The sequence below is a fragment of the Curvibacter sp. GW821-FHT01G03 genome, assembly GCF_059422285.1.
In genome coordinates, this window is record NZ_JBWKWP010000025.1 from 26,127 (window position 1) to 50,260 (window position 24,134).

General features: G+C 64.1%; 24 protein-coding genes and 1 tRNA gene. 14 read left to right on the forward strand and 11 right to left on the reverse strand.

All coding sequences use genetic code 11. From position 1 onward, the window contains the following. Positions 1–64: 64 nt before the first annotated feature. Complete coding sequence (locus AC07VS_RS26055; RefSeq protein WP_019574607.1) at positions 65–1,261, reverse strand: acyl-CoA dehydrogenase; 1,197 nt, start codon at positions 1,259–1,261, stop codon at positions 65–67. A gap of 172 nt (positions 1,262–1,433) precedes the next feature. Between AC07VS_RS26055 and AC07VS_RS26060 the strand changes: the two genes are divergently transcribed. Further along, complete coding sequence (locus AC07VS_RS26060; protein ID WP_494752413.1) at positions 1,434–2,378, forward strand: LysR substrate-binding domain-containing protein; 945 nt, start codon at positions 1,434–1,436, stop codon at positions 2,376–2,378. Between the two features lie 143 nt (positions 2,379–2,521). Continuing rightward, positions 2,522–3,424 (forward strand): dioxygenase family protein, encoded by a 903-nt coding sequence (locus tag AC07VS_RS26065; RefSeq protein WP_494752414.1) that lies wholly within the window; start codon positions 2,522–2,524, stop codon positions 3,422–3,424. A 562-nt stretch (positions 3,425–3,986) separates the two neighbouring features. Here the strand turns inward: AC07VS_RS26065 and AC07VS_RS26070 are convergent. Continuing rightward, a complete protein-coding gene (locus AC07VS_RS26070) occupies positions 3,987–4,157 on the reverse strand; it encodes a hypothetical protein (RefSeq protein ID WP_169737782.1) in 171 nt (56 codons plus the stop codon). Positions 4,158–4,353: 196 nt separating this feature from the next. Between AC07VS_RS26070 and AC07VS_RS26075 the strand changes: the two genes are divergently transcribed. Beyond that, positions 4,354–4,914 (forward strand): DUF2889 domain-containing protein, encoded by a 561-nt coding sequence (locus AC07VS_RS26075; RefSeq protein WP_492347988.1) that lies wholly within the window; start codon positions 4,354–4,356, stop codon positions 4,912–4,914. A gap of 27 nt (positions 4,915–4,941) precedes the next feature. Here the strand turns inward: AC07VS_RS26075 and AC07VS_RS26080 are convergent, their stop codons facing one another. Both AC07VS_RS26080 and AC07VS_RS26085 read right to left on the reverse strand, forming a co-directional pair. Further along, entirely contained in the window at positions 4,942–5,826 is an 885-nt protein-coding gene (locus AC07VS_RS26080) for a ParB N-terminal domain-containing protein (protein WP_492347989.1), read from the reverse strand. A gap of 253 nt (positions 5,827–6,079) precedes the next feature. After that, positions 6,080–6,343: a hypothetical protein gene (locus AC07VS_RS26085; protein WP_492347990.1), complete on the reverse strand. Its 264-nt coding sequence runs from the start codon at positions 6,341–6,343 to the stop codon at positions 6,080–6,082. Between the two features lie 72 nt (positions 6,344–6,415). Between AC07VS_RS26085 and AC07VS_RS26090 the strand changes: the two genes are divergently transcribed. Continuing rightward, a complete protein-coding gene (locus tag AC07VS_RS26090; RefSeq protein WP_494752415.1) occupies positions 6,416–7,579 on the forward strand; it encodes a GGDEF domain-containing protein in 1,164 nt (387 codons plus the stop codon). A gap of 11 nt (positions 7,580–7,590) precedes the next feature. Here AC07VS_RS26090 and AC07VS_RS26095 read toward each other — a convergent pair whose 3' ends face one another. Further along, positions 7,591–9,168, reverse strand: a complete 1,578-nt coding sequence (locus AC07VS_RS26095; RefSeq protein WP_494752416.1) for a methyl-accepting chemotaxis protein — start codon at positions 9,166–9,168, stop codon at positions 7,591–7,593. Positions 9,169–9,443: 275 nt separating this feature from the next. On the opposite strand from AC07VS_RS26095, the gene AC07VS_RS26100 reads away from it, so the two are divergent. After that, positions 9,444–9,905, forward strand: a complete 462-nt coding sequence (locus AC07VS_RS26100) for a DUF1569 domain-containing protein (RefSeq protein WP_492347993.1) — start codon at positions 9,444–9,446, stop codon at positions 9,903–9,905. Positions 9,906–10,305: 400 nt separating this feature from the next. On the opposite strand, the gene AC07VS_RS26105 is transcribed toward AC07VS_RS26100, so the two are convergent. After that, a complete protein-coding gene (locus AC07VS_RS26105) occupies positions 10,306–11,196 on the reverse strand; it encodes an AraC family transcriptional regulator (RefSeq protein WP_494752417.1) in 891 nt (296 codons plus the stop codon). A 131-nt stretch (positions 11,197–11,327) separates the two neighbouring features. Between AC07VS_RS26105 and AC07VS_RS26110 the strand changes: the two genes are divergently transcribed. After that, positions 11,328–11,747, forward strand: a complete 420-nt coding sequence (locus AC07VS_RS26110; protein ID WP_494752418.1) for a putative quinol monooxygenase — start codon at positions 11,328–11,330, stop codon at positions 11,745–11,747. Between the two features lie 102 nt (positions 11,748–11,849). Here the strand turns inward: AC07VS_RS26110 and AC07VS_RS26115 are convergent, their stop codons facing one another. Continuing rightward, positions 11,850–12,320: an Lrp/AsnC family transcriptional regulator gene (locus AC07VS_RS26115; protein ID WP_492347997.1), complete on the reverse strand. Its 471-nt coding sequence runs from the start codon at positions 12,318–12,320 to the stop codon at positions 11,850–11,852. Positions 12,321–12,389: 69 nt separating this feature from the next. On the opposite strand from AC07VS_RS26115, the gene AC07VS_RS26120 reads away from it, so the two are divergent. From AC07VS_RS26120 to AC07VS_RS26135, 4 genes are all read left to right on the forward strand, one after another. Beyond that, the gene (locus tag AC07VS_RS26120; protein WP_494752419.1) at positions 12,390–13,043 is read left to right on the forward strand and encodes a LysE/ArgO family amino acid transporter; all 654 of its coding nucleotides are present in this window, start codon (positions 12,390–12,392) and stop codon (positions 13,041–13,043) included. A gap of 364 nt (positions 13,044–13,407) precedes the next feature. Continuing rightward, the gene (locus AC07VS_RS26125) at positions 13,408–14,214 is read left to right on the forward strand and encodes an AraC family transcriptional regulator (protein WP_494752433.1); all 807 of its coding nucleotides are present in this window, start codon (positions 13,408–13,410) and stop codon (positions 14,212–14,214) included. An 81-nt stretch (positions 14,215–14,295) separates the two neighbouring features. After that, a complete protein-coding gene (locus AC07VS_RS26130; protein WP_492347999.1) occupies positions 14,296–14,721 on the forward strand; it encodes a cupin domain-containing protein in 426 nt (141 codons plus the stop codon). A gap of 335 nt (positions 14,722–15,056) precedes the next feature. After that, a complete protein-coding gene (locus AC07VS_RS26135; RefSeq protein WP_494752420.1) occupies positions 15,057–16,028 on the forward strand; it encodes an IPTL-CTERM sorting domain-containing protein in 972 nt (323 codons plus the stop codon). A gap of 419 nt (positions 16,029–16,447) precedes the next feature. Here the strand turns inward: AC07VS_RS26135 and AC07VS_RS26140 are convergent, their stop codons facing one another. Further along, on the reverse strand, positions 16,448–16,993 hold the full coding sequence (locus AC07VS_RS26140) for a uracil-DNA glycosylase family protein (RefSeq protein WP_494752421.1): 546 nt from the start codon (positions 16,991–16,993) through the stop codon (positions 16,448–16,450). A 193-nt stretch (positions 16,994–17,186) separates the two neighbouring features. Next, a tRNA-Leu gene (locus AC07VS_RS26145) sits at positions 17,187–17,271 on the reverse strand. Between the two features lie 39 nt (positions 17,272–17,310). Between AC07VS_RS26145 and cysM the strand changes: the two genes are divergently transcribed. The 3 genes from cysM (at position 17,311) to AC07VS_RS26160 (ending at position 19,094) form a co-directional block, all read left to right on the forward strand. Next, a complete protein-coding gene (cysM, locus tag AC07VS_RS26150; RefSeq protein WP_494752422.1) occupies positions 17,311–18,213 on the forward strand; it encodes a cysteine synthase CysM in 903 nt (300 codons plus the stop codon). A 55-nt stretch (positions 18,214–18,268) separates the two neighbouring features. Continuing rightward, complete coding sequence (locus tag AC07VS_RS26155) at positions 18,269–18,802, forward strand: NUDIX domain-containing protein (protein ID WP_494752423.1); 534 nt, start codon at positions 18,269–18,271, stop codon at positions 18,800–18,802. A 64-nt stretch (positions 18,803–18,866) separates the two neighbouring features. Further along, positions 18,867–19,094, forward strand: coding sequence for a sulfurtransferase TusA family protein (locus AC07VS_RS26160; RefSeq protein WP_492348007.1), 228 nt, complete (start codon positions 18,867–18,869; stop codon positions 19,092–19,094). Between the two features lie 116 nt (positions 19,095–19,210). Here the strand turns inward: AC07VS_RS26160 and galU are convergent, their stop codons facing one another. Further along, positions 19,211–20,098, reverse strand: a complete 888-nt coding sequence (gene galU / locus AC07VS_RS26165) for a UTP--glucose-1-phosphate uridylyltransferase GalU (protein ID WP_492348008.1) — start codon at positions 20,096–20,098, stop codon at positions 19,211–19,213. Continuing rightward, positions 20,099–22,990 (reverse strand): valine--tRNA ligase, encoded by a 2,892-nt coding sequence (locus AC07VS_RS26170; protein ID WP_494752424.1) that lies wholly within the window; start codon positions 22,988–22,990, stop codon positions 20,099–20,101. Between the two features lie 291 nt (positions 22,991–23,281). Here AC07VS_RS26170 and AC07VS_RS26175 point away from each other — a divergent pair, with 291 nt between their 5' ends. Continuing rightward, positions 23,282–24,127 (forward strand): hypothetical protein, encoded by an 846-nt coding sequence (locus tag AC07VS_RS26175; protein WP_494752425.1) that lies wholly within the window; start codon positions 23,282–23,284, stop codon positions 24,125–24,127. The last annotated feature ends 7 nt before the right edge of the window (positions 24,128–24,134 follow it).

Sequence of the window (24,134 nt, forward strand, 5' to 3'; positions counted from 1 at the left end):
AGTCCGCAGGTATCGCCCCCTTGAGGGGGGACGGGCTACACGCAGTGAGCCCGACAGGGGTGGGTCAGTTCCCGAAAGCCGCGATCCCAGTCTGCGCACGGCCCAGGATCAGGGCGTGCACGTCGTGGGTGCCTTCGTAGGTGTTGACCACCTCCAGGTTCACCAGGTGGCGGGCCACACCGAACTCGTCGCTGATGCCGTTGCCGCCCATCATGTCGCGGGCCAGTCGGGCAATGTCCAGCGCCTTGCCGCACGAGTTGCGCTTGATGATCGAGGTGGTCTCGACGGCAGCAGTGCCTTCGTCCTTCATTCGGCCCAGGCGCAGGCAGCCTTGCAGGCCCAGTGCGATCTCGGTCTGCATGTCGGCCAGCTTTTTCTGGATCAGCTGGTTGGCGGCCAAGGGGCGGCCGAACTGCTTGCGGTCCAGGGTGTATTGGCGTGCGGTGTGCCAGCAGAACTCGGCGGCACCCAGGGCGCCCCAGGCGATGCCGTAACGGGCGCTGTTCAGGCAGGTGAACGGGCCCTTCAGGCCTTGTACTTCGGGGAAGGCGTTTTCTTCGGGCACGAACACGTCGTCCATCACGATTTCGCCGGTGATCGAGGCGCGCAGGCCGACCTTGCCATGGATGGCGGGGGCGCTCAGGCCCTTCATGCCTTTTTCAAGCACAAAGCCGCGGATCGGGCCCACGGCGCCGCCTTCAGACACTTCCTTGGCCCACACCACGAACACGTCGGCGATGGGGCTGTTGGAGATCCACATCTTGCTGCCCTTGAGCTTGTAGCCGCCGGCCGTCTTGTAGGCGCGGGTGGCCATGCTGCCGGGGTCGGAGCCGTGGTCGGGTTCGGTCAGGCCGAAGCAGCCGATCCACTCACCGGTGGCCAGCTTGGGCAGGTACTTCTGGCGCTGGCCTTCGGTGCCGAATTCGTAGATGGGCACCATCACCAGCGAGCTTTGCACGCTGGCCATCGAGCGGTAGCCCGAGTCCACACGCTCGATCTCGCGGGCGATCAGGCCATAGGCCACGTAGTTCAGGCCCGGGCCGCCGTATTGTTCGGGGATGGTGGGGCCCAACAGGCCCAGCTCGCCCATTTCGCGGAAGATGGCCGGGTCGGTCTTTTCGTGGCGGAAGGCTTCCAGCACGCGCGGTGCCAGCTTGTCCTGGCAGTAGGCCGCAGCGGCGTCACGGATCATGCGCTCGTCGTCGGTGAGCTGTTGGTCAAGAAGAAAGGGGTCAGCCCATTGGAAGGCGGCACGGCTCATGAGGGGTCTCCGGTCAGTGGCAGAAAAGTCAATGCTTGATGCTGTGCATCGTAGCCGGGCCCGCAGCCTTGCGCAAACGAGTATTTGACATCCAGATATTCCTTTGATGCATTTCTTGTTTCAAAAAAACCTGGAAAATGCGGCCAATCCGCTTCACAAGTTCCATAACGGCATGAAACGCAAAATCCCCTCCACCCAGGCGCTGGCCTGCTTCGAGGCCGCCGCCCGGCACGAAAGCTACACCCGTGCGGCACAAGAGCTGGCCCTGACCCAGAGCGCGGTCTCACGCCAGGTGACGGCGCTGGAAGAGTTTCTGGGCGTGGCCCTGTTCCGCCGTACCCGGCATGGTGTCGCGTTGACGCCCAGCGGCGCCAATTACTGGCGTCAGGTGTCGCGCCGGCTGCAGGGCCTGGAGCGCGACACCCTGGACGTGATGGCCCACCAGGGCCTGGGTGGGGGGCTGGTGTTGGCCGCCGTTCCCACCTTTGCCACGCGCTGGCTGATCCCCAGGCTGCCCGATCTGGCCCAGCGCCACCCTGATCTGGTGGTGCACATCGAGACCCGCACCCGCCCGTTTCTGTTTGCCGATACCGAGTTCGATGCCGCCCTGTACGCCGGTACCCCCGAGCAGGTGGCCAACTGGCCCGGGGTGCGGGCAGTGCCCCTGTTGAGCGAAGACGTGTTGCCGGTCTGCAGCCCCGCCTGGCTGCACCGCCGGGGCCTGAGCCCGGGCGGGCTCACGCCGCAGGCCCTGGCCGGCCTGCCCCTGCTGCAGCAAAGCACCCGGCCCTACGGATGGCGCCAGTGGTTTGATGCCCAGGGCACCGAGGCGCCAAGGGCCATGGAAGGGCCGCGCTACGAGCTGTTCTCGATGCTGGCGGTGGCCGCCTCGCACGGTCTGGGGGTGGCGCTGATGCCGCCGCTGCTGATTGAGTCCGAGCTGGCGCGTGGCGAACTGGTGCCGGCCTGCACGGCCTCGCTGCAGGGTGAGCGGGGCTACTACCTGGTCACGCCCGCACAAGACGACCCCCCTGTGCTGACCGCTTTTCGTGACTGGTTGATGGGGCAGGTGGCTGAGGTGAAACCGCTGCAGCGTGCCGCCGCCGTGACGCGGTGAAATCTGCGTTTTTTTAGCATTTGCAGGGGCTTTGTTCATCCGCGGCTGACCGCTTTCCGTTAGGCTTTTGAGCTTTGCCTGAACCGCTTGCCAAGGACGCTGCCTTGAACCCGAATTGCTCCGAAGTCCCCCTGACCTCTGTCTTGTTGCGTCGCCGTCTGTTGGGGGTGACGGTGGCTTTGCTGGCGGCGCCAGCCCTGGCGACCCCGCAAAAAACCAAAGCCCATGCGGCCCCGGCCGGCAAGGCCGCGGCAGGCAAGGGCAAGGCGGCTCCGGTGCACGGCGGGCGATCTGCGGCATCCGCGGCGTCGTCGACCCCGGCGCCCCGCATCGTGCAGCGTGAACCGGCCCTGGTGCCACGCCTGACCTCGGCCGCACCCGAAGGGCCGCATTACCTTGATGCCTCGGCCCTGATGCGTGCCGACATCAGCGAGGGGCTGCCTGGCGTGCCGATGGAGCTGCGTTTCGTGGTGGTCGACCAGACCGCCATGCCCTTTGCCGGGGCCCTGGTCGAGGTCTGGCATTGCGACGCGCAGGGCGTGTACTCCGGCTTTGCGGGGCAGGGCGACAACGGCGACGTCGATGCCCGCGGGCGCAGTTTTCTGCGCGGCCGCCAGGCCACCGACCGCAATGGCGTGGCGGCCTTTCGCACCATTTACCCCGGTTGGCATGCTGGGCGCACCGCACACATCCATTTCAAGGTCTGGAACGGCGAGCGCTGTGTGTTGACCTCGCAGCTTTTTCTGCCCGATGCCTTGAGCGAGTACCTCTTCAGCCAGCAGGAGGCTTACTTGCGCACCCGCCTGCGCGACACACTCAACAGCACCGATGCGGTGGCCCTGCAGGCCGGCAACAGCGTGGTGGGCTCGGTGCGCGAAGAGCGTGAGCAATACGTGCTGACCTTGGCCGTGGCGGTGGACCGATCGGGCCGTCCGGCCGGGGAGGCCGCCGACATGGCTGCGCCGGGGGCGCCTGCCAACGCCCTGCGCCTGGACCTCGACAGCCCCGAGCGCCGCCAGGCCCTGGTGCCGGGCCTGCGCCGCTGAGTTGGGCCGAACTATCCCCGCCCAAGCTGGACAACATTGTGGACAAGCCGTGGGGCGAGCGGGGAGGGCCTGCACAAGCCCTTGATTTCATTGGGAAAGCCTTGCGTTGCTCAAAAATTGAGCAGGTGGATGATTCAGGCTGGGTAAGCGCCTGAAACCACGCTGAAACACGGCCTTTCAGGCCCTGTTGTGCCTGCCAAGGCCGCTTGATCACACCCGCTGCCGGCTTGGGATGCGGGCCTGGCCGTGCGGCATCGCTTTGTCCCTGCGAAACGAGGAGAACCCTGTGGACAAGCCGTGGGGGGACCCCTATCAAGTGGGCTAAGTGCTTGATTTCAAAGGGCTGTTCTTGCGCTGCCTAAAAAATGGGCAGTATCGACACCCTCGGCAGTAGGGGCTGGTGCCTGTTCGACCCGGGCGGGCCCATCTGGGCCCCATGGGTTCGAGGGTGGCCCCACGAGAAGGCGCAAGCCCATGCAAAAAGCCCTCGGGCACAGGGCGCACGAGGGCTTTTGGGGCCTGGGGCAGGGGCCTGCTCCCAGTGGCTCAGAGAAAAGAGGCCTCAGCCGCCCTTCTTGGAGCGCTTGCCAGGGTTCTTCTTGCTGCGGGTGGCCACGCCACGCTCCAGGCTCACGCGTTGGCCGCGGCCACCGGTGGGGTTGGGCATGCCCGGCAGGGGGGTCGGGGCGGGAGTGCGCTTGCGATCAGCTTCGGTGACGATTTTGTTGCCCATGGCGTTCTTCTGTACAAAAGGTTGAAACCCCCTATTAGGCCACAGGTCGAAAGTCCCTCACTGAAACTCTGGCCCGGGCCGAAGGGTGGCTTGATGCGCAGGTGACCTGGCTCATGGGGCAGGCTCACTAGAATCGCGCTGCCCGCGGGCCCCTGGCCTGCTGTTTTCTCCAGCCAACAGAGGTGCCGATTTGCCCTTGCCCGAACCCAGCCCACGCCGCCCCTCGCACACCCGCGAGGTTCGTTATGAGGCTTTCCAGCGTGACGATGGCCTGTGGGACATCGAAGGCGAAATGCGTGACACCAAGAGCGAGGTGTTCGACATCCCGGGCGAAGGCCTGTGGCAGCCTGGCGAGGCCATTCACCACATGCACATCCGCCTGACGCTGGACACCACTTTCGTGGTTCAAGACATCCACGTGGCCATGGACAGCGTGCCGCATGGCGAATGCCCGTCGGCCCAGGCCACCATGCGCCGCATGGTGGGGTGTTCGTTGTCGGGGGGCTGGCGCCAGACCATTGAGCGCCAGCTGGGCGGCGTGCAGGGCTGTGCCCATCTGCGCGAGCTGCTCTTCAACATGGCCACGGTGGCCTTCCAGGCCCTGCCCAATGCGTTTTCGGGCGATGCCCAGCGCCCACCGCTGCACCTGGGGCGCTGCAAGGCCTGGGACTTTGACGGGCCGCTGGTGCAAAAGCACCATCCCGTGTTTTTTGGCTACCAGCCCAAGCCCAAGAAGCCGGCGCCGCCCCAGGCCTGAGGGGGGCCGGCGCGGTGCTGCCCCGGCTCAGGCCGCTTCGGAACGCAAACCCTTGAGGCGCTCGATCTCGGCCTTGAGTGCGCTGTTCTCGGTCGTCAGCTCCACGATGGTCTGGCGCAGGCGTGCAATCACCCCTTCAGGGGTTTCGGGCTCTGTGCGTTCCACCGCCTTGGCAGCACGCACCTTGCGGGCGGCCTGCTGCAATTCCTTCTTGCCGCCGGCTGCTGCGGCCACCTGCTCTTCGACCGGCAGGGTGGCCACGGTGGCGGCCGCATTGATCGAGATGGTGCCCGATTTGACCGCGGCCACCAGCTCGGGGGCGGCGGCCTTCTGGATCTTCTCGATCTGAACCATGGTGGCATTGCTCACGCGGGCTGCGCGGGCCAGGGCCTCGCGCGTGAGGGCCGCATCGGTCTCGACCGGGGGGGCGGCGCTGGCCGTTGCAGGGGTGGCCGGGGCTGCCGCGGCATCGCCCTCCCAGGGCGGGGTGTCTGTGCCTGCGCCGGACTCGGGGGCGGGCTGATGGGCGATGGGGTCGCTTGAGGCGGCTGCGGCTGCGCTTGCTGCGGGGGCCGCAGGGGCGGTCTCGCGGCCGGCGATGATTTCTTTTTTGCGCAAGGCCAGCACGCCACGCTGAAAGTCGCTCAGGCTGCGGCGGCCCAGGTGCTGGTCGATCATCCACAGGCGCACGTCGTCCATGGATTTGAACTGGGTGTTCTGCACCGTGTTGAAGGCAATGCCGTGCTTCTGGCAGATGCCGTAGCGGTTGTGGCCGTCCACCAGCACATCGCCCCACAGCACCAGGGCATCGCGGCAGCCTTCGGCCAGGATGCTGCGCTCCAGCGCGGCGTGTTCGTCGGGGGTGAGGGGGTCGATGTAGGCCAGCAGTTCTTCGTTGACGATGATGTCCATGGCGGTCAATAGCTTCGCGTGAGGCGCGCCATCGGGCGGCGCGGGGGGAGGGTGATGGGTTGGGGCCACCGGCGGCGGCCTGTTCAGGCCAGCCGTCTTGATCAGCGGCCAGGGCCTGCTCAACAGCGCCGCTGTTGGCGGCCTGACCGGGGGCGTCGGCGGGGTGCGGAGTATAGCCGCCAGGCACCGGCCCGCTGGCCCGGCCTGACGCCGACCGCGCATCGATGGCGCCAGGTGGCCGGTGGCACCGTTGTCAACCTTCTGCTGGGGGCTTGCGCGGGTTTTCCCTAGGATGTAAACTCAAGCCTTGTCTCCCGGTCAACCCTGTTGATCGTTCATCCTCAAGGCCCAAAACCTTGGGGATTTTTTCTTTCTGGGGCGGCTTCAACCCATCGAAGCCTATCTGCCAGGGCTTGGCCAGGCTTTTCAGCTCGCGTGGCCCTTGCTGCACCGCCCAGGCCTTCCATGCCGTCTGTGCCGTCAATCCCCCATTTGGATGCACCGGCCCCACTTTCATGCTGGGCGCCACAGGTTCATTGTTTCGCTGTTACAGGTTGCGCGGTCAACGCTACATTGGGCCGATGTCTGCTTGCCGCCCTGCCACGCCGTGATTCGCTTCGACCTGCCCACTGTGATTGCCTATGCGGGTGTCATGAGTTGCATGATGGGTTTGATCCTGGGCTTCATCGGCCGGGACCGCACGGCCGCCATCAAGGGCTTGAATTTCTGGGCCGCCGCCACCCTGGTGGCGGGGCTGGGCACCCTGACCCGCATCCTGTTGCGCAACTTCACCTCCGATGCGGTGGCCATTGGCGCGCAGAACGTGTGCCTGATCTTGACGGCCGCCCTGTTTCTGGCGGGCACCTGCGAGTTTTTTGATCGCGCCTTGCCGCGGCGATTTCTGTGGTGGCTGGTGGCGGTGGCTGCCACGGCCATGGTGGTTTTTGCGGGCTATGACGACGGGCCGATCCACCGGCGCATCTTTGCCAGGGCCGTGCTGGTGGCCCTTTTCGCGTACCACGCCTGGGTGATTTACCGGCAGGAAAAGACCTTTGCCCGCTACCTGACCCTGGCCACCATGGTCTCGCTGGTGCTGCTGATTTCGGCCCGCGCCTTGGTGGGCTATTGGGTCCCGGACGGCGATGGGGTCGACTCCATCGAGCTCATGCAGGTGGTGTATGCCGTGGGCTATTCATCGGCCGACGTGCTGATCCCGGTCTGCGCCATTTTGATGACCCATGAAAACATCCGGCTGATGCTGGAGGACATGGCCCTGCGCGACAGCCTGACCGGCACCCTGAACCGCCGCGCCTTGTTTCAGCTGGGCGACAGTGCGCTGGCGGGTTGCCTGCGCCGCGGCCAGCCGTTGTCGGTGCTGCTGCTGGACCTGGACCACTTCAAGCAGATCAATGACCTGCAAGGCCACCATGTGGGCGACCTGGTGCTGAAGGAATTTGCTGACCGGGTCCAGGGCATTCTGCGGCGCCCGGCCTTGCTGGCGCGCTACGGGGGCGACGAGTTTGTGGTGGTGCTGCCCGGCACCACGGCCGGAGACGCCGAACAGGTGGCCGAGCGCATCAGAAACGGCCCGGCCGTGTGGCGGGAGGTCCCCAGTTGCCACGTCAGCATCGGGGTTGCCAGCTTGGTGCAGGGGCACCACGAAACGCTGGCCGCGCTGATTCAGCGCGCCGACAAGGGGCTTTACCGCGCCAAGAACGCGGGGCGCAATCGGGTCGAGATGATTGGGGTTTAAGGCCGGTGAAATCAGTTCAGCAGCGCGTGCCGGCTGCCCGATGGGTCGAGCCGGAAGCGGGCCACCACCTGGTTCAGTCGCTGGGCCTGGTCACTCAGGCTGTGGGCGGCGGCCGTCGATTGCTCAACCAGCGCGGCGTTCTGCTGGGTCATCTGATCCAGCTGCGACACGGCGGTGTTGACCTGGTCGATGCCCTGGCTTTGCTCGGCGGTGGTGGTGGTGATGTCGCGCATCATCAGGGTCACCCGCTCGATGCTGTTGACGATGTCGTTCATGGTCTGGCCGGCATCGCCCACCTGGCGGGCACCGGTTTCCACGTTCTCGACGCTGGAGCCGATCAGCGCCTTGATCTCGCGGGCCGCCTGGGCCGAACGCTGCGCCAGCGAGCGCACCTCGCCGGCCACCACGGCAAAGCCCCGCCCCTGCTCGCCAGCACGGGCTGCTTCAACCGCGGCGTTCAAGGCCAGGATGTTGGTCTGGAAGGCGATGCCGTCGATCACGCCGATGATGTCGGCAATCTTTTTGGAGCTGCCATTGATCTGGTCCATGGTGCGAACCACCTCGGACACCACATTGCCACCGCGCTGGGCCACCTGGGCGGCCGAGCCCGCCAGGTTGGCGGCCTGCGAAGCGGCGGCCGCGCTCTGGTGCACCGTGCTGGTCAGTTGCTCCATGGCACTGGCGGTTTGCTGCAGGTTGCTGGCGGTCTGCTCGGTGCGGGCACTCAGGTCCTGGTTGCCCGAGGCGATCTCGCTGCTGGCCGTGGAAATGCTGTTGACCACCCCGTGCACCTCGCGCAGCGCCTGCTGCAGCGCCGAGCGCATGCGGTCAATTGCCTGCAGCAACTGGCCGGTTTCGTCGCCGCTGTAGCTGGCCTGGGGCTGGCCCGTCAGGTCCATGTCGGCAATCTGGTGGGCAATCGCCTGCGCCTTGCGCAGCGGGCCGGTGATGCTGCGGGCCAGGTACCACGCCAGGGCCACGCCCAACACCAGCCCCAGGGCCGTGCACAACATCAGCAGGGTGCTGGTCTGCGTGCGCAAGGCCTCGCTGCGTTGGGCCGAATCGTCCAGCCGCTTGCGCTGGCGGTCGGCCACCTCCTGCACCGAGGCCAGGTACTGGCGCGACGTGGGCTCGAACACCTCGGTAAAGGCGCGGGCCGCAGCGTCTGCATCGCCTGATTTCTTGTGCTTGCTGACCTCTTCACGCGCGCTGAGGTAGGTCTTGCGCAGCTGGGCCACCTTGTCGATCAGTTGCTTGTCGTCGGGGGCGGTCATCTGGGCTTCGACCTGCTTTTGCAGGTCATTTGTCAGGCGGATCGACTCGGCCGTGGCAGGCGCAAAGTACTCGATCAAGGCCGCATCGCCACTTTTGGCAATGGCCGCCGCCCGCTGGATGCCGGCCGTGGTGTGGCGCAGCCAGTCAGACGTGGCCCGCTCGGTCTTGAGGTTGACGGTCAGCATCGCCTCAGACACCTCGCCCATCTCTTTGAGCTTGATCACAGCCACCAGGCTGCTCAGCAGCGACAGGGCCAGGATCAGCCCCAAAACCAGCGCCAGGCGCTTTCCAATCGAGAGTTGTGTGAGGGACATGATGGCAATCGGCAACAAGCGGGGTTCAGAATGAACACTTGAATGTGCCATAAACCGGTGCAAGAGCGTGCACCTTGTGGGTGCAGTGCAGCATCGAATTCGTCGGCAGGGGGGCAAACCTGGCCTCGCTTTGTCGCCTATTTGTCTATTGACGCCGGTGTGGCCTGCGGGCTGGGGTGCCAGTCGTGTTGGGCGCGGCGATGAACGCTAGCATCGGCGCCATGCAACGCAGACACTTCTTGGCCCTTCAGGTGGGCGCCCTATCAGGAATGGCCATGGCAAACACGCCCCTCGACAAGATCCAATCACTCAGCGACGCCCTGCGCTGGCTGGACCAACTGGACCAGGCCCGCAGCGTGAGCAGCAGCACCGACTGGAAGATGCTGGCCGTCTTCGAGCACCTGGCCCAAAGCATCGAGTTCAGCCTGGACGGCTTTCCTGAGCCCAAGAGTGCGCTGTTTCAGCAGACCGCGGGCACCTTGGCCTTTTCGTTCTTCAAGTGGCGCGGCCACATGAGCCATGGCCTGACCGAGCCCATCCCCGGCGCGCCCGCACTCACCCAGCAAGAGGCCTGGAAGCCCGGCGCCCTGCGCCTGCGCGCCGCGATCGCCCGCTTTCAGTCCCACACCGGGCCGCTGCAACCCCACTTTGCCTACGGCGCCCTGAGCCGCACCGACTACGCCCTGGCCCACACCTTTCACATCGCCAACCACCAAGATGCGATCGTGGTGGCCTGAAGGCGCGGCCGCCCACGAGCCACAGCCCACGCTCAAGCCAAGGCCAAGGCCCAACCCTCAAGAATGATGTCAAAACCCTGACAAAGGCTTGTCTGTGCCTGCAGTGATGCGCCTGCGCCACGCTGGCAGACAGCCGGTAGACCCGCATGGACCAGAAGCGTAGGCTAGACCCATGCACACAAGGCAAGCCCGTGATGAAGCGCCGCAATCCCGGCGCCAGATCAAACGACAGGCCCAGCGCCAGGCCGCGCTGCCGCCGCCCCGGGACTACCCCGAAAGGGATGTGCCGCCGTGGAAGCCGATGGGGTGATGGGGCTGACTGCTGATTTACCCCCACCCAGCCTGACCCGATGGGCGCTCCTCTGATAGTGGGGCGTGGTTGGGGGTCAGCACAGGCAGGCTATCGGGCGGCTTTGATGGTTGCCGATCGGGCGGCCGCACTCTGCCTGTCCCTGTTTGGCGGCCGGCCGTACATGCGGGCATATTCCCGGCTGAATTGCGAGGTGCTCTCGTAGCCGACGTCAAAGGCAATCTGGCTGAGGATCTTGCCGGTGGAGAGGATCAGGCGGCGTGCTTCGATCAGCCGCAGCTGCTTCTGAAACTGCAGGGGCGTCAGTGAGGTGATGGCGCGGAAGTGTTGGTGAAAGGCCGAGCGGCTCATGCCGGCGGCCGCCGCCAATTGTTCGACTGGTACCGTCTTGGCATAGTTGACGCGCAAGATCGCCACCGCTCGGGCAACACGCCGTGCGTGACTGTCTGGCGAGCCCAGTTGGCGAATGGAGGGCCCTTGTCGGCCCAACAGCAGCCAGTGGTGAATTTCTCGGATGAGGCCATCTTTGAGCACGGCCAGCGACTCTGGGCGATTGAGTAGCAGCACCAATCGGCGAAGCGCGTCGTGCAGCTCGTCACGGGTGTCCTGCCCGCAAGGGCGTGCATGCACTTCAGGTGAGTGGGTGACCAGGTCGGTGATCACGGCAAGGTCCAGGTCCAACGCCAAGGCCAGGTAGGGGGTGGCCACGCTGGCCTCGCTGATTCGGCTGACCGTTGGGACATTGCCTGTGACGATCAGGGTCTCGCCGGCCGCATAGGACGATTCGCCGCTTCCCAGGCTGATTCGCTTGCAGCCCTGTAGCACCCAGCAAACCAAGGGTTGAGCCACGGTGTGCTCCAGTTCGCTGGGCGCTGTGCTTCGTACCAAATACAGGCCGCGCACGGGTGTCACCGCGGTCGTGGTGGCCTCGCGCTGCTCGTCTGTGTGGCGCCGGAGCACCCGTATCAGGTCATGGTCCATGGCGCATTTTGGCTGGGGCGTGGGGTGCAACCCAGCCAGTCTGGACATTCAGGCAAGGATTGTCGACGTTCCTGCACGTGCAGGCTTGGGCTTCAAGCCACAGTGGTGAACCCCATTCAGGAGATGCCCTCATGACCACGATCCCAGTCCCGGCGATTCAGCCTTCTTCACATTCGTCCATGGCCCCGCACCAGGGGGTTCAGGTCGTGGGCGAACAAGGATCGGAGGGCCGCAAGGCCTTCTTCATCCAAATCGAGGCCCGTCCCGGAAAGGAGGCGGCGGTTGTGCAGATGCTGCGAGACATTCGGGCATGCGTTGAATCAGAGCCGGCGACAGGGCCGTGGTTCGCCGTGAGGTTCTCGCAGACCCGTTTCGCCATCTTCGAGGCCTTTCCCGATTTGGCAGGGCGCCAGGCCCATGTCGACGGGGGTGGGGGCGACATCTTCCGAGACCTCGCACGCATGAACGCGATCCTGGCCGGCGCAGCCCAGGTGCACCGTGTGGATGTGCTCATGAGCAAAGACCACTTTTCTCATCGAAACGAAATTTGATCTGTTCGGCAGAACGGCAGGGCTGCCTGCGACGCGCTATTGCCGAAACGGTTCAACGAGCCGGATCTGCGTGCCGCCTGTGGCGCCGGTTCCGGTTTGGGTTCATTCGCGTGACGCGCCAGGGGCCACCAGCCCACGGCGTGGAATGGGGGTGGAAAACACAATGGAGGTTCGGGTCTCGCCGTACCCGTTGATGGACGAGAGAAACTGCTCCAGATCTTGCAGGCTGCGGGCCACCACCGTGAACAGGTACGAGTCTGCGCCGGCCACATGCTTGCATTCCAACACCTCGGGGGCACGACGCAGCTTGTCAAGGAACGCCTTCTTTCCGGGCTGCGCCACCGTGATGCCAATGATGGCGCTCACCGGGTAGCCGGCCAGCGCCGGGTCCAGCTCTGCGGTCACCGAGCGCACAACCCCTGCATCCTGCAGCCGCTTCAAGCGTTCGACCGTGGCAGGAACCGAAAGCCCCGCAGCGGAGGCCAGGGTCTTGAGCGGCGCCCGACCCTCAGCTTGCAAGGCCATCAGAAGGGCCCAGGCCTTCGCATCCAGTTCAACAACGGATTCAGTCATATCTCGTATTCACCTGAAAAATCGACGATGAAATCCATTTTTGCCTGAATTCTGTTCTGGGCGGCTGCCGTGTCTCTTCAGAAAATCCTAGGCATGGACACACATCACACTTTTCCATTGATGGGCCTGTTTGCCCAGTCGATGCTGATTGGCCTTTCCATCGCCGCGCCCGTGGGGCAAATCGGCATTCTTGCGATCCAACGCACCTTGGATCATGGTCGCGCATCCGGTTTGGCCACGGGCCTTGGCGCGGCCTTTGCAGATGCCATGTACGGTGCGATGGGTGCATTTGGCGTGACGGGCCTGATGGCTTGGCTGCTTGGCTTGAAGCTGTGGCTGGGTTTGTTCGGCGGGGGCTTTTTGCTGTGGCTTGCATGGCGAATCGCCAAGCAGCCGCCTGCCCGGGGCCGCCATGCGGCCCTGCCCAAGGGCAGCTTGCTGCGCTACGTGTCAGGGACGTTCTTTTTGACGCTGTCCAATCCGACCACCATCCTCTCGTTCATGGCCGTGTTTGGTGCATTGGCGGGGGGTGCCCCCGTTCTATCGCCTTGGGTGATGGTGCTGGGGGTGTTGGTCGGCTCAGCGTTGTGGTGGCTGATCTTGGCGACAGGCGTGGCTTGGCTGCGTGACCGCTTTGACGCCCGATGGCAGCGGGCGGTCAACCTGTGCTCTGCAGCGGCGCTCGCTGCGATGGGCCTATGGCAATTGAGCCAACTTATTTGAGGCGGCTCATTGTTTGATTGGACGTTGTGCCTGCGTATCTCGGCTCTCCAGGACAGCCAGTTCGGCACCGTGGTCACCGCTGGGCCGGCACCGCGAGCAGAGGGCTGTACATGGCCTACCGGACCCTCGCTGAGGCATGGCAGGGGCCGTGGGCTAGACTTTCGATAATGGCCCTCACCGCGCTATGAACGGTGCTGTCAGAATGCCGCCGTTCAACGCCGTTGTCGATACTTTGCCAAATGGGGCTTCAGTGATGCGAATGTCGTCTCAGCATTCGCCCGCTCTAAAATCGAACCGCGCACTTCATGTTTGCGCGCATTCCATTCCCTCTTTTGCGACTCACTTGTCCCAAACACCTGCATCCATGCGCTCGGACTGGGTGATGCGCGCACAGCCGTCAGAGGGCCTCGAACGCATCGAGGCTTGGTTTCACGGCAAGGCTTACGCCATGCATCGCCACGATACCTATGCGATTGGCCGCACGCTCGATGGGGTGCAGAGCTTTCACTATCGACGCAACAGGCGTGACAGCCTTCCGGGCAACACCATCGTGCTACACCCCGACGAAGCACACGATGGCCAGGCGGGTACGGACGAGGGCTTTCGGTATCGCATGATTTACGTGGAGCCAGCACTTTTCCAGGATGTGCTGGGTGGCCGGGCGCTTCCGTTCATCGAAGGCGGCGTGACCAATGATCCACATATTGCGGCCGCAGCCGAATCTTTGCTGCAACGCGTATGCCATATTTATGAACCGCTGGAACAGAGTGACGCGCTTGCTGCTCTTGCGCATGCGCTCGCCGCGGCCTCTGGCATGCGACTGGCCCGGGGCCAAGGGGATTATTTGGCGGCTCGCCGTGCTCGCGACCTTCTGCACGCGAACTTCACGCGCACGGTCACGCTGGAAGAAGTGGAAATGGCGACGGGCCGTGATCGCTGGAGCCTCTCGCATGATTTCCGCACCTTCTATGGCACAAGCCCGTATCGCTACCTCACGATGCGACGGCTCGATGCAGTTCGGCGTGAGCTGCTCTCGGGTGCATCGCTTGCAAGTGCGGCGGCTGATGCGGGCTTCGCCGATCAGAGCCACATGACCCGCCATTTCCTGAAGACCTTCGGTCTTACGCCAGGCCGCTGGATTCGGATCGTGAACAACCGGCCTATCGCTTGAAGGTTCTCCCACGATCGTTCAATACGGCTCTCCGGCGCTTCAGTATTCTCTGCGGCACATCCACATGGAACGGAGAAAACGATGCCTACACCAACTCATTCCCCAACCGCACCTGCCTCACGCGGTCAATGCGAGGCGATCAATCTGGCGGGCAAGATTTCACTGATCGACGGGCATTGGCAGCCACGCGTGGTCGCAGAAATGAACGATTACCAGTTCAAGGTCGTCAAGCTCGAAGGTGAATTTGTTTGGCACAAACATTCTGATACTGATGAGACCTTCATCGTGCTGGACGGCGAATTGCGCATCGACTTTCGTGATGGGCCCTTGGGTGACGGCTCCATCGTGTTGAGTGCCGGTCAAATGGCCGTCGTGCCGAGAGGCGTTGAACACAAGCCTTGTGCGCCTGCTGAAGTGAAGCTCCTGCTGATCGAGCCTCGCGGTGTCGCAAACACCGGCGACGGCGAAACAAGTGAGCGCACCGTTGTGAACGATCAGTGGATTTAAGGCGCACGCACGCAGCAACAAAAGTGGGCAGGTGCATCATTTGGGCCGGCAAGGCGACGCCGAGCACATCCGACGCAAGGGCGGGGCGTTGGGGATGACGCAGCAGGGGCATGTACAAAGCCGCAATTGAGGCGCGTTGCTCGATGGAGCGTCGCCTGCCGAGATCCGTTCAACATGCGATCCAGCGCAACCCTGTCGGGTGTTGGGTTCCTGACGACCCAACAGAGTCCATCTTGGTTTAATCGGCTTCCTTGGGGTGGTGGCTTTTGAAAAATTCCCCCACCATTTCTATGTAGACTGCTGTGATTGTTTCAAGTTCTTACAAGTTCACATCCATGATTCGTCCTTCCTTCAACCGCAACCTTGGCAAGGTCGCTCTTGGCGTTCTGATTGCGACTGGCGCACTTTTCGCCAATGCGACAACAGCGACTTTCAATACGGTGGGTGCCACAACGTGGACAGTCCCCGCTGGGGTGACCACCGTGAACGTCGTCGCAACTGGGGGCGGTGGTGGTGGTGGGTATGGCGCCAGGGGGGGGCACGGCGGGGTGGTCACTGTGGCTCTGCCGGTCACGGGTGGTCAGGTGCTCAATCTGTTCATCGGTGGTGGCGGAACAGGTGGTGTGACGACGGCACCTACTTCTGGTGGCGGCGGCGGCGGTTCAACGAACATTGATGCCGGTACGGCCAATCAAATCATTGCCGGTGGAGGGGGTGGCGGCGGTGCGGTCGCCGGTGGCAATGGCAATGGCTCCGCTGGTGCCAACGGGTCTGTGTCGGCAACAGGCGGAGGCGGAGGCTCCGGCGGTGTGGGCGGTGCGGGGGGGACAGGCGCCAATCCTGCGGGTGGGTTGGTCAATGGCTCGGCTGGTGGCAATGGCAACGGCGGTGCAGGCGGTACCGGCGGTCACGGCGGAAGTGCTTTGACTCCAGGAGGTACAGGCTCAGGTGCCGGTGTTGGTGGCGCTGGTGCAGACTCCCCGACGGTGGGGGCGGGAACGCTTTACAGCGGCAGTGGTGGTGGTGGTGGTGGGTACGGTGGCGGAGGCGGTGGTGGTGCAGACAGCAATGATTCTGGCGGCGGAGGCGGTGGCAGCATCGGGCCTGCCGGAGCGACCTACTCTGTGGCCGCCAATGGCGGGTTGACTACCGTTGCAGGTGGAGCAGGCTCCGTCGTTCTGACCTACACCGCAGTTGTCGCAAACACCTCAAGCGTGCCAACGCTCAGCGAATGGGCCATGATCTCGCTGGCTTCGCTGATGGCGATGGGTGGGTTGTGGACCGTGCGTCGGCGTGGTCAGGCATGAGTCCATTGGATCAGATCTAAAGCGACAGCGTGCCTAGCAGGCTGGGCACTCATGTTCAGCGAGCCATTGGCATTCACGACGACGCGGGTTGCGCTGCTTGGCTCGCCAGCGTATTCGTCCATCCTTGCACGAATGCGACAGCAAAGGTCGCTGGCAGGGCAACGAAAGACCGTTGTCGGCCTCTGTGCGATCGTATCGGTGTGATCACCGCAGCGCTGCTGGGTATTTCCACTTCGCTCGTAGAAGCCAATCTGATTGTTGCGTGCACGGCCTGGGTGGCTTTCGGCGTCTTGGCGATGACAGCATTTCGAATTCGTCCAAGGCTGACGGGTGCCATCGTCGGGCCGGTGCTCTCAATGCCCCTGCTGTGAGGGCTGCTGGGAGAGGGTGTTGGCATCCCTGGTCTGGCTCGGGTCCGCTCAACTGCCGGGTTGGCCCACCGCTTTGGCAAGATTTTCATTCGAAATGCCCCCGGTGGGGTGTCGGATGAAATGGATCCGTGGGTCGTCCCCTAAGTCCAACTCGCTAATAGATCGCTGGGCGTGGGAGCCAAAAACGATAACGCGTTTGTAAGGGTGGGCCTTGATATCTCGGCATAACCATTTCAAGCAATGGGTGCGCACCTCGGCGGGAGGCGCTCTATCGCGGGGCTTGGCGTTGCCAAGCGGCGGCTTCTTGCCAGGAAAGCACTGGACTGCATTTGTTATGTTGTAGTCCTGCCGCGTTCGATGAGCGATGCGAAATGCCGCCTCCAGGCGAGCGCCAGCCGAACTGGGTTTTGTACTGGCCACCGGCTTCCCGCTGGCCCATTCGTCGATGCCAGGCGCTTGGAATATGAGAAGTACCGAGGCGCCGTTGTCTTCCATGGAAAGCGGGGCTGAGCGGATCTGCCGCGAATTATCAGGAAGATGTGCTGCGTTCTGGTACGGACAGCCAATGCAGTGATGGTCGTAACAGGTGGGCATGATGCTGGCTATCTGGGCTGCTACCTGCTTGCAGGACACCCTGTTGGTGCGGATTCGTCTGAGGCGACCTTCAAGGCACAAAAAAGCCACCTCGATGGGTGGCTGTCTGTCAAAAGCGGAACATCACGTTGAACGGATGCGGAACGTTTCTTTGCTCTTACCCATCAAGCGCACGTAAGTGCTTGATTTGTAATGGTGCCCGGGGCCGGAATCGAACCGGCACGCCTTGCGGCGGGGGATTTTGAGTCCCCTGCGTCTACCAATTTCACCACCCGGGCAAAAAAACGCTAGAACGAAATTATGGCACAGTGTTGGGCATGAATTACCCAACCATTGAAGATGCAGTCGGTAAAACGCCTTTGATTGCGCTGCAGCGCATCGGTGTGGCCGACAACCAGCGGCGTGGCAATGTGGTGTTGGCCAAGCTGGAGGGCAACAACCCGGCAGGTTCGGTGAAAGACCGGCCGGCACTGTCGATGATCCGCCGTGCCGAGGAGCGGGGCGAGATCAAGCCCGGCGATACCTTGATCGAGGCCACCTCGGGCAACACGGGGATTGCGCTGGCGATGGCGGCGGCCATCCGGGGTTACCGCATGGTGTTGATCATGCCCGAGGACCTGTCGATCGAGCGTGCCCAGACCATGAAGGCTTTTGGTGCCGAGTTGTTGCTGACGCCCAAGAGCGGTGGCATGGAGTACGCCCGCGATCTGGCCGAGCAGATGCAGCGCGAGGGCAAAGGCCGGGTGCTGGATCAGTTTGGCAACGCCGACAATCCGCGCATCCATTACGAGACCACCGGCCCCGAATTGTGGGAGCAGACCGGCGGGCGCATCACCCACTTCGTGAGCGCCATGGGCACCACCGGCACCATCACCGGTGTGGCCCGGTTTCTGAAAGAAAAGAACCCGGCGGTGCGCATCGTCGGTGCCCAGCCCAGCGAGGGGTCGCGCATCCCGGGCATTCGCAAGTGGCCCGAGGCTTACCTGCCCAGCATCTATGACGCCAGCCTGGTGGATCAACTGGTCTATGTGTCGCAGGACGATGCCGAAGAGACCTGCCGTCGCCTGGCGCGTGAAGAAGGTATTTTTGCCGGCATTTCTGCCGCCGGGGCCTGCTGGGTCGCGCAAGAGATTGCACGGGGCTGCGAAAACGCCACCATCGCGTTTGTCGTGTGCGACCGGGGCGATCGCTACCTGTCCACGGGCGTGTTTCCGGCCTGACAGCGCAGGCCAACGCCGTTCAACACCGCTTGCCGATCGCCCGAGGAGGGGTTTCATGGCTGCAGAATTCCGCTTTTGTCCGCAATGCGCCACATCGCTCGAATGGATCTCCCAGGCTGAAGACGGGGGCGACAAGCACCGGCTGCGTTGCATGGCCTGCGACTGGACGCACTGGAACAACCCCACGCCGGTGCTGGCCGCCATCATCGAGTACCGGGGGCAGGTCTTGCTGGCCCGCAATGCGGCCTGGTCGGGGCGCATGTTCGCCTTGATCACGGGCTTCATGGAGGCCGGCGAAACCCCCGAAGAGGGCATTGCGCGCGAGATCAAGGAAGAGACCAACCTGGATGTGTTGTCGCTGGACCTGGTGGGGGTGGCTGATTTTCAGCGCATGAACCAGGTCATCATCACCTACCACGCGGTGGCCGAGGGCGAGATCAGCCTGTCGCCCGAGTTGGTCGAATACAAGTTGCTTGATCCGCAGGATGTGATGTGTTGGCCGGCCGGCACCGGGCTGGCCCTGGCCCAATGGTTGCGGGCGCGTGGCATCGAGCCGCGCTTCATCGAGTTTCCACGACGCGAAGATTGATCGGCCATGACCGCCATCCACCGGGCTGGTCCTGCGTAGAATTGCCCAAGACTGAGGAACCCAGATGGACATCCACAAAGAAATCGACACGCGTGGCCTGAACTGCCCGTTGCCCATCCTGAAGGCCAAGAAGGCGCTGACGGACATGCTGAGCGGCCAATTGCTCAAGGTGGTGGCCACCGACCCGGGCTCGACACGCGACTTCCAGGCCTTTGCCAAGCAGACCGGCAACGAGCTGGTGGAGCAGAAGGCCCAGGGCGACGAGTTCATTCACGTGCTGCGCCGCCGCTGAGCCGGGCACGCCGCCAAGCAAAACAGCCACCCGGGTTGGAGCCCGGGTGGCTGTTTTTTTAAGCGTCACGTTGACTGGGGGCCAGCGCTTTGGGGCCGGGCCTGGCCCCGGGGGCCTCAGAGCGTCAGGCCCTTGAGGTATTCGCGGAAGCCGGCGCCCACCTCGGGGTGTTGCAAGGCCAGTTCCACGGTGGCTTCCAGAAAGCCTTCCTTGCTGCCGCAGTCGTAGCGCTTGCCTTCGTACTGCCAGGCGTAAACGGCCTCGGTGGTCATCAGGCGGGCGATGGCATCGGTCAGCTGGATCTCACCACCGGCACCGCGGGGCTGGTTGGCCAGCATGTCGAAGATGGCCGGGGTCAGCACGTAGCGGCCTGCCACGCCCATGCGTGAAGGGGCAACTTCGGGCATGGGCTTTTCAACAATGTGGCTGACCTTGAGCACGCGGTCATCCACTGGCTCGCCCACCACGATGCCGTAGCGGCGCACGTGTTCCAGCGGCACTTCCTGCACGGCCAGGATCGATCGGCCCAGCTTGGCAAACTGGCGTGTCATCTGCGCCATCACGGGCTCGCCACCGGTGGGGGCGGACATCAGGTCGTCGGCCAGCAGCACGGCAAACGGCTCGTTGCCCACCAGGTGGGCGGCGCACAGCACGGCGTGTCCGAGGCCCATGGAGCGGGGCTGGCGCACGTACGAGAAGGTCATGCCCTCGGGGCGCAGCTCGCGCAGTCGAGCCAGCATCTCGGTTTTGTGAGCGGCTTCGAGTTCGGCTTCCAGTTCGTAGGCGGTGTCGAAGTGGTCTTCGATGGCACGCTTGCTGCGGCCGGTCACGAAGATCATGTGGTCGATGCCCGCGGCATGGGCCTCTTCAACGGCGTACTGGATCAGCGGCTTGTCGACCACGGGCAGCATTTCCTTCGGGCTGGCCTTGGTGGCCGGCAGGAAGCGCGTGCCCAGCCCTGCGACCGGAAAAACCGCCTTGCGAACAGTCTGCTTGATATTCATTTATTTCATCCTCCTGAGTTGATCTTCGATGCCGGCCAACTTGGTCGAGAAGTCGGCCATCCGCTTTTTCTCTTGTTCAATCACCGCCGGTGGGGCCTTGGCCACAAAGGCTTCGTTCGACAGCTTGCCTTGCGCCTTCGCAATCTCGCCTTCGAGGCGGGCCGCCTCTTTGGCGAGGCGGGCCTTCTCGGCGGCCACATCGATTTCCACGAACAGGCACACCCGGGCCTGACCCACCACCGCCACCGGGGCGGCCTGGGCGGCTTCGGCCCATTCGGCTTCGGTGGCGAACAGCTTCACTTCGCTCAATTTGGCCAGTGCCTGCAGTATGGCGGCCGATTGTTGCAGGAAGGTGGCTTCCTCGGGCTGGCTGGCCACAGCCAGCAAGGGCAGGCGGGTGGCGGGCGACACGCCCAGCTCGCCACGCAGGTTGCGGCAGGCGTCGACCAGGGCCTTCAGGCGCTCGACATGTGCGATGGCGTCGGGGTCGATCTTGGACGGCTGCGACTCGGGGTAGCGCGTCACGCTGATCGATTCGCCCTGGAGGCCGGCCACAGGGGCCACGATTTGCCACAGTTCTTCGGTGATGAAAGGAATGATGGGGTGCGCCAGACGCAGGATGGCTTCCAGCGTGCGGATCAGCGTGCGACGGGTGCCCCGTTGTTGTGCCACATCACCGGTCTGGATCTGCACTTTGGCGATTTCCAGGTACCAGTCGCAAAATTCGTTCCAGACAAAGTCGTACAGGCGGTTGGCCACGTTGTCGAGGCGGTATTCCTCAAACCCCTTGGCCACATCGGCCTCGACCTGTTGCAGCACCGAGGCGATCCAGCGGTCGGGCTGGCTGAAGCTCATGTAGCCATGGGCCTTGCCACCCACGGCGCAGTCGGCCTTGGTGTGCTCCATCAGGCCGCAGTCGTGGCCTTCGCAGTTCATCAGCACAAAGCGAGTGGCGTTCCAGAGCTTGTTGCAGAAGTTGCGGTAGCCCTCGCAGCGCTTGCTGTCGAAGTTGATGCTGCGCCCCAGCGAGGCCAGCGCCGCAAAGGTGAAGCGCAGCGCATCGGCACCGTAGGCCGGAATGCCTTCGGGGAACTCTTTCTGGGTGTTTTTGCGCACCTGCGGGGCGGTTTCGGGCTTGCGCAGGCCGGTGGTGCGCTTCTCCAGCAGGGGCTCCAGCGAGATGCCGTCGATCAGGTCCACCGGGTCGAGCACATTGCCTTCCGACTTGCTCATCTTCTTGCCTTGTGCATCACGCACCAGGCCGTGGATGTACACATGCTTGAAGGGCACCCGGCCCGTGAAGTGGGTGGTCATCATGATCATCCGGGCGACCCAGAAGAAGATGATGTCGTAGCCCGTTACCAGCACGGTGCTGGGCAGGTACAGGTTGAAGTCGTCGGTGGCCGAATCACCTTGGTTGGGCCAACCCATGGTGCTGAAGGGCACCAGCGCCGACGAGTACCAGGTGTCCAGCACGTCCTCGTCGCGGCGCAGCGTCTTGCCCGGGGCCTTGGCCTGGGCTTCGGCTTCGTTGCGGGCCACGATCACGTTGCCGTCTTCGTCGTACCAGGCCGGAATCTGGTGGCCCCACCACAGTTGGCGGCTGATGCACCAGTCCTGGATGTTGTTCATCCACTGGTTGTAGGTGTTGACCCAGTTCTCGGGCACAAACTTGACCTCGCCGCTGGCCACGGCGTCGATGGCCTTCTGGGCGATCGATTTGCCCGTGGGGTCTTGCTCGCTGACCTTGCTCATGGCCACGAACCATTGGTCGGTCAACATCGGTTCAATGACCTGGCCGGTACGGGTGCAGCGCGGCACCATCAGCTTGTGCTTTTTCACCTCGACCAGGGCGCCAGCGGCTTCCAGGTCGGCCACCACGGCCTTGCGGGCCACAAAGCGGTCCAGTCCCTGGTACTTGGCGGGGGCGTTCTCGTTGATCTTGGCTTCGAGCGTCAGCACGCAGATCATCGGCAGGCCGTGGCGCTGGCCCACGGCATAGTCGTTCTGGTCGTGCGCCGGGGTCACCTTGACCACGCCGGTGCCGAACTCACGGTCCACGTAGTCGTCGGCAATCACCGGGATCTCGCGGTCGGTCAGCGGCAGCTTCACCATCTTGCCGATCAGGGCGGTGTAGCGTTCGTCTTCGGGGTGCACCATCACGGCCACGTCACCCAGCAGGGTTTCGGGGCGGGTGGTGGCCACGGTCAGGCTGCCCGAGCCATCGGCCAGCGGGTAGGCGATGTGCCACAGGCTGCCGTCTTCTTCTTCGCTTTCAACTTCGAGGTCGGACACGGCCGACATCAGTACCGGATCCCAGTTGACCAGGCGCTTGCCACGGTAAATCAGGCCTTGCTCATACAGGCGCACAAAGGTGTCGGTCACCACGCTGGAGAGCTTGTCGTCCATCGTGAAGTACTCGCGGCTCCAGTCGACGCTGTCGCCCATGCGGCGCATCTGGGTGGTGATGGTGTTGCCGGATTTCTCTTTCCACTCCCACACCTTGCTGACGAAGTTCTTGCGGCCCAGGTCATGGCGGCTGAGCTTTTGCTCTTGCAGCTGGCGCTCCACCACGATCTGGGTCGCGATGCCGGCATGGTCGGTGCCAGGCACCCAGACCGTGTTGAAGCCTTTCATGCGGTGGTAACGCGTGAGGCTGTCCATGATGGTCTGGTTGAAGGCGTGACCCATGTGCAGCGTGCCGGTCACGTTGGGGGGCGGCAGCTGGACGGCGAACGAGGGTGCTTCGGCCTGGGCCGCGCCGGTGCCGCGGAAGCCGGCGGCACCGTAGCCTCGCTTTTCCCATTCGGGGCCCCACTGGGCCTCGATGGCAGCAGGTTCAAAGGATTTCGAAAGGCTGTTCAGCCCGGGCTGTTGAATGGTGTCGCTCATGGCGTGGCAAATGGAAACGGCACCCTGGGGTGCCGTTGGAGACTGTTGCAGGATGAGGCCGATTTTAGCGGCCCAGCGGCCCATATCCCCGGCGCCCGTTCAGATTCGCATGGCCCGGCCCGTGCCGGCGGGTCAAACAGCACCTGCTATTGAAACTGAAGCGGCGGCTGGGCCCCTGGCCCACAGGGCGCTGCGGGGGCGTCTGGGGGCCGTGTGAGTGGGGGCTTGGTGGGCGGGCGCATGCCGCTCAGCAGCGCTGGCCGGTTGATCCGGACCCATAATTGCGATCCTATGAACTCGATCGTCACGGAGCATCGCCTGGCCTGGCCCAAGGTCTTGGCCGCGCCATGGGGCAGCCGGGGGTGTGGGGCGCGGATGCTGGCTTGTGCGGCCTTCAGCAGCCTGCTCGGCGCCGCCTGGGCCGAACAAGGCACTGCCGACGCGCCAGAGCCTGCGTCGGCGCCCACCTCGGCTGCGGCACCCGATCACCCCTACAAACTCACCTTCGGTCTGTACCCCATGCAGGGTGGCGGGCAGGCTGCCAGCACGGGTGCCGACCTGAACCTGCGCTATGGCTACGGCAGTGGCAATGTCTGGCTGGGGCGCTATCAGGCCGATGGCCAGGGCACGCAATGGCGTGGCGGCTGGGACCGATCGGTGCCGCTGCCCGGGGGCTGGCGCCTGCAACCCTCGTTGCAGCTGGCCTCGGGCGGCTTTGCCGGGGGCAGCCTGGGCCTGGAGCGCGGGGAGCATTGGGTGGCGGGTGCGGGCCTGGGGCGCACCAATCTGCGGCCTTATGTCAACCTCAACTTCGACCCCAACGATGCCTGGATGGCCTGGGCGGCTTACCGCCCCTCTGAATCCCGCTCGTTGTCGGTGCTGGTGGTGCGCGACAACCGGCAGAACCCCGATCAGCAGCACCTGCACCTGGTCTATCGAGGTCCGGTGGCCGATGGGCTGCGGCTGACGGTGGATGTGTTGCGCAAGACCGGGCTGGTCGATGGCCAGGGCATCCGGCGCCTGGGGTGGTCGCTGGGGCTGGACGGCGCGCGCACCTTTGTGCACCTGGCCTGGGACCCCAACGTCAATTTCAGCAGTCAGAACATGTGGCGCCTGTCCACGGGCTGGCGGTTTTGAGGGAGCC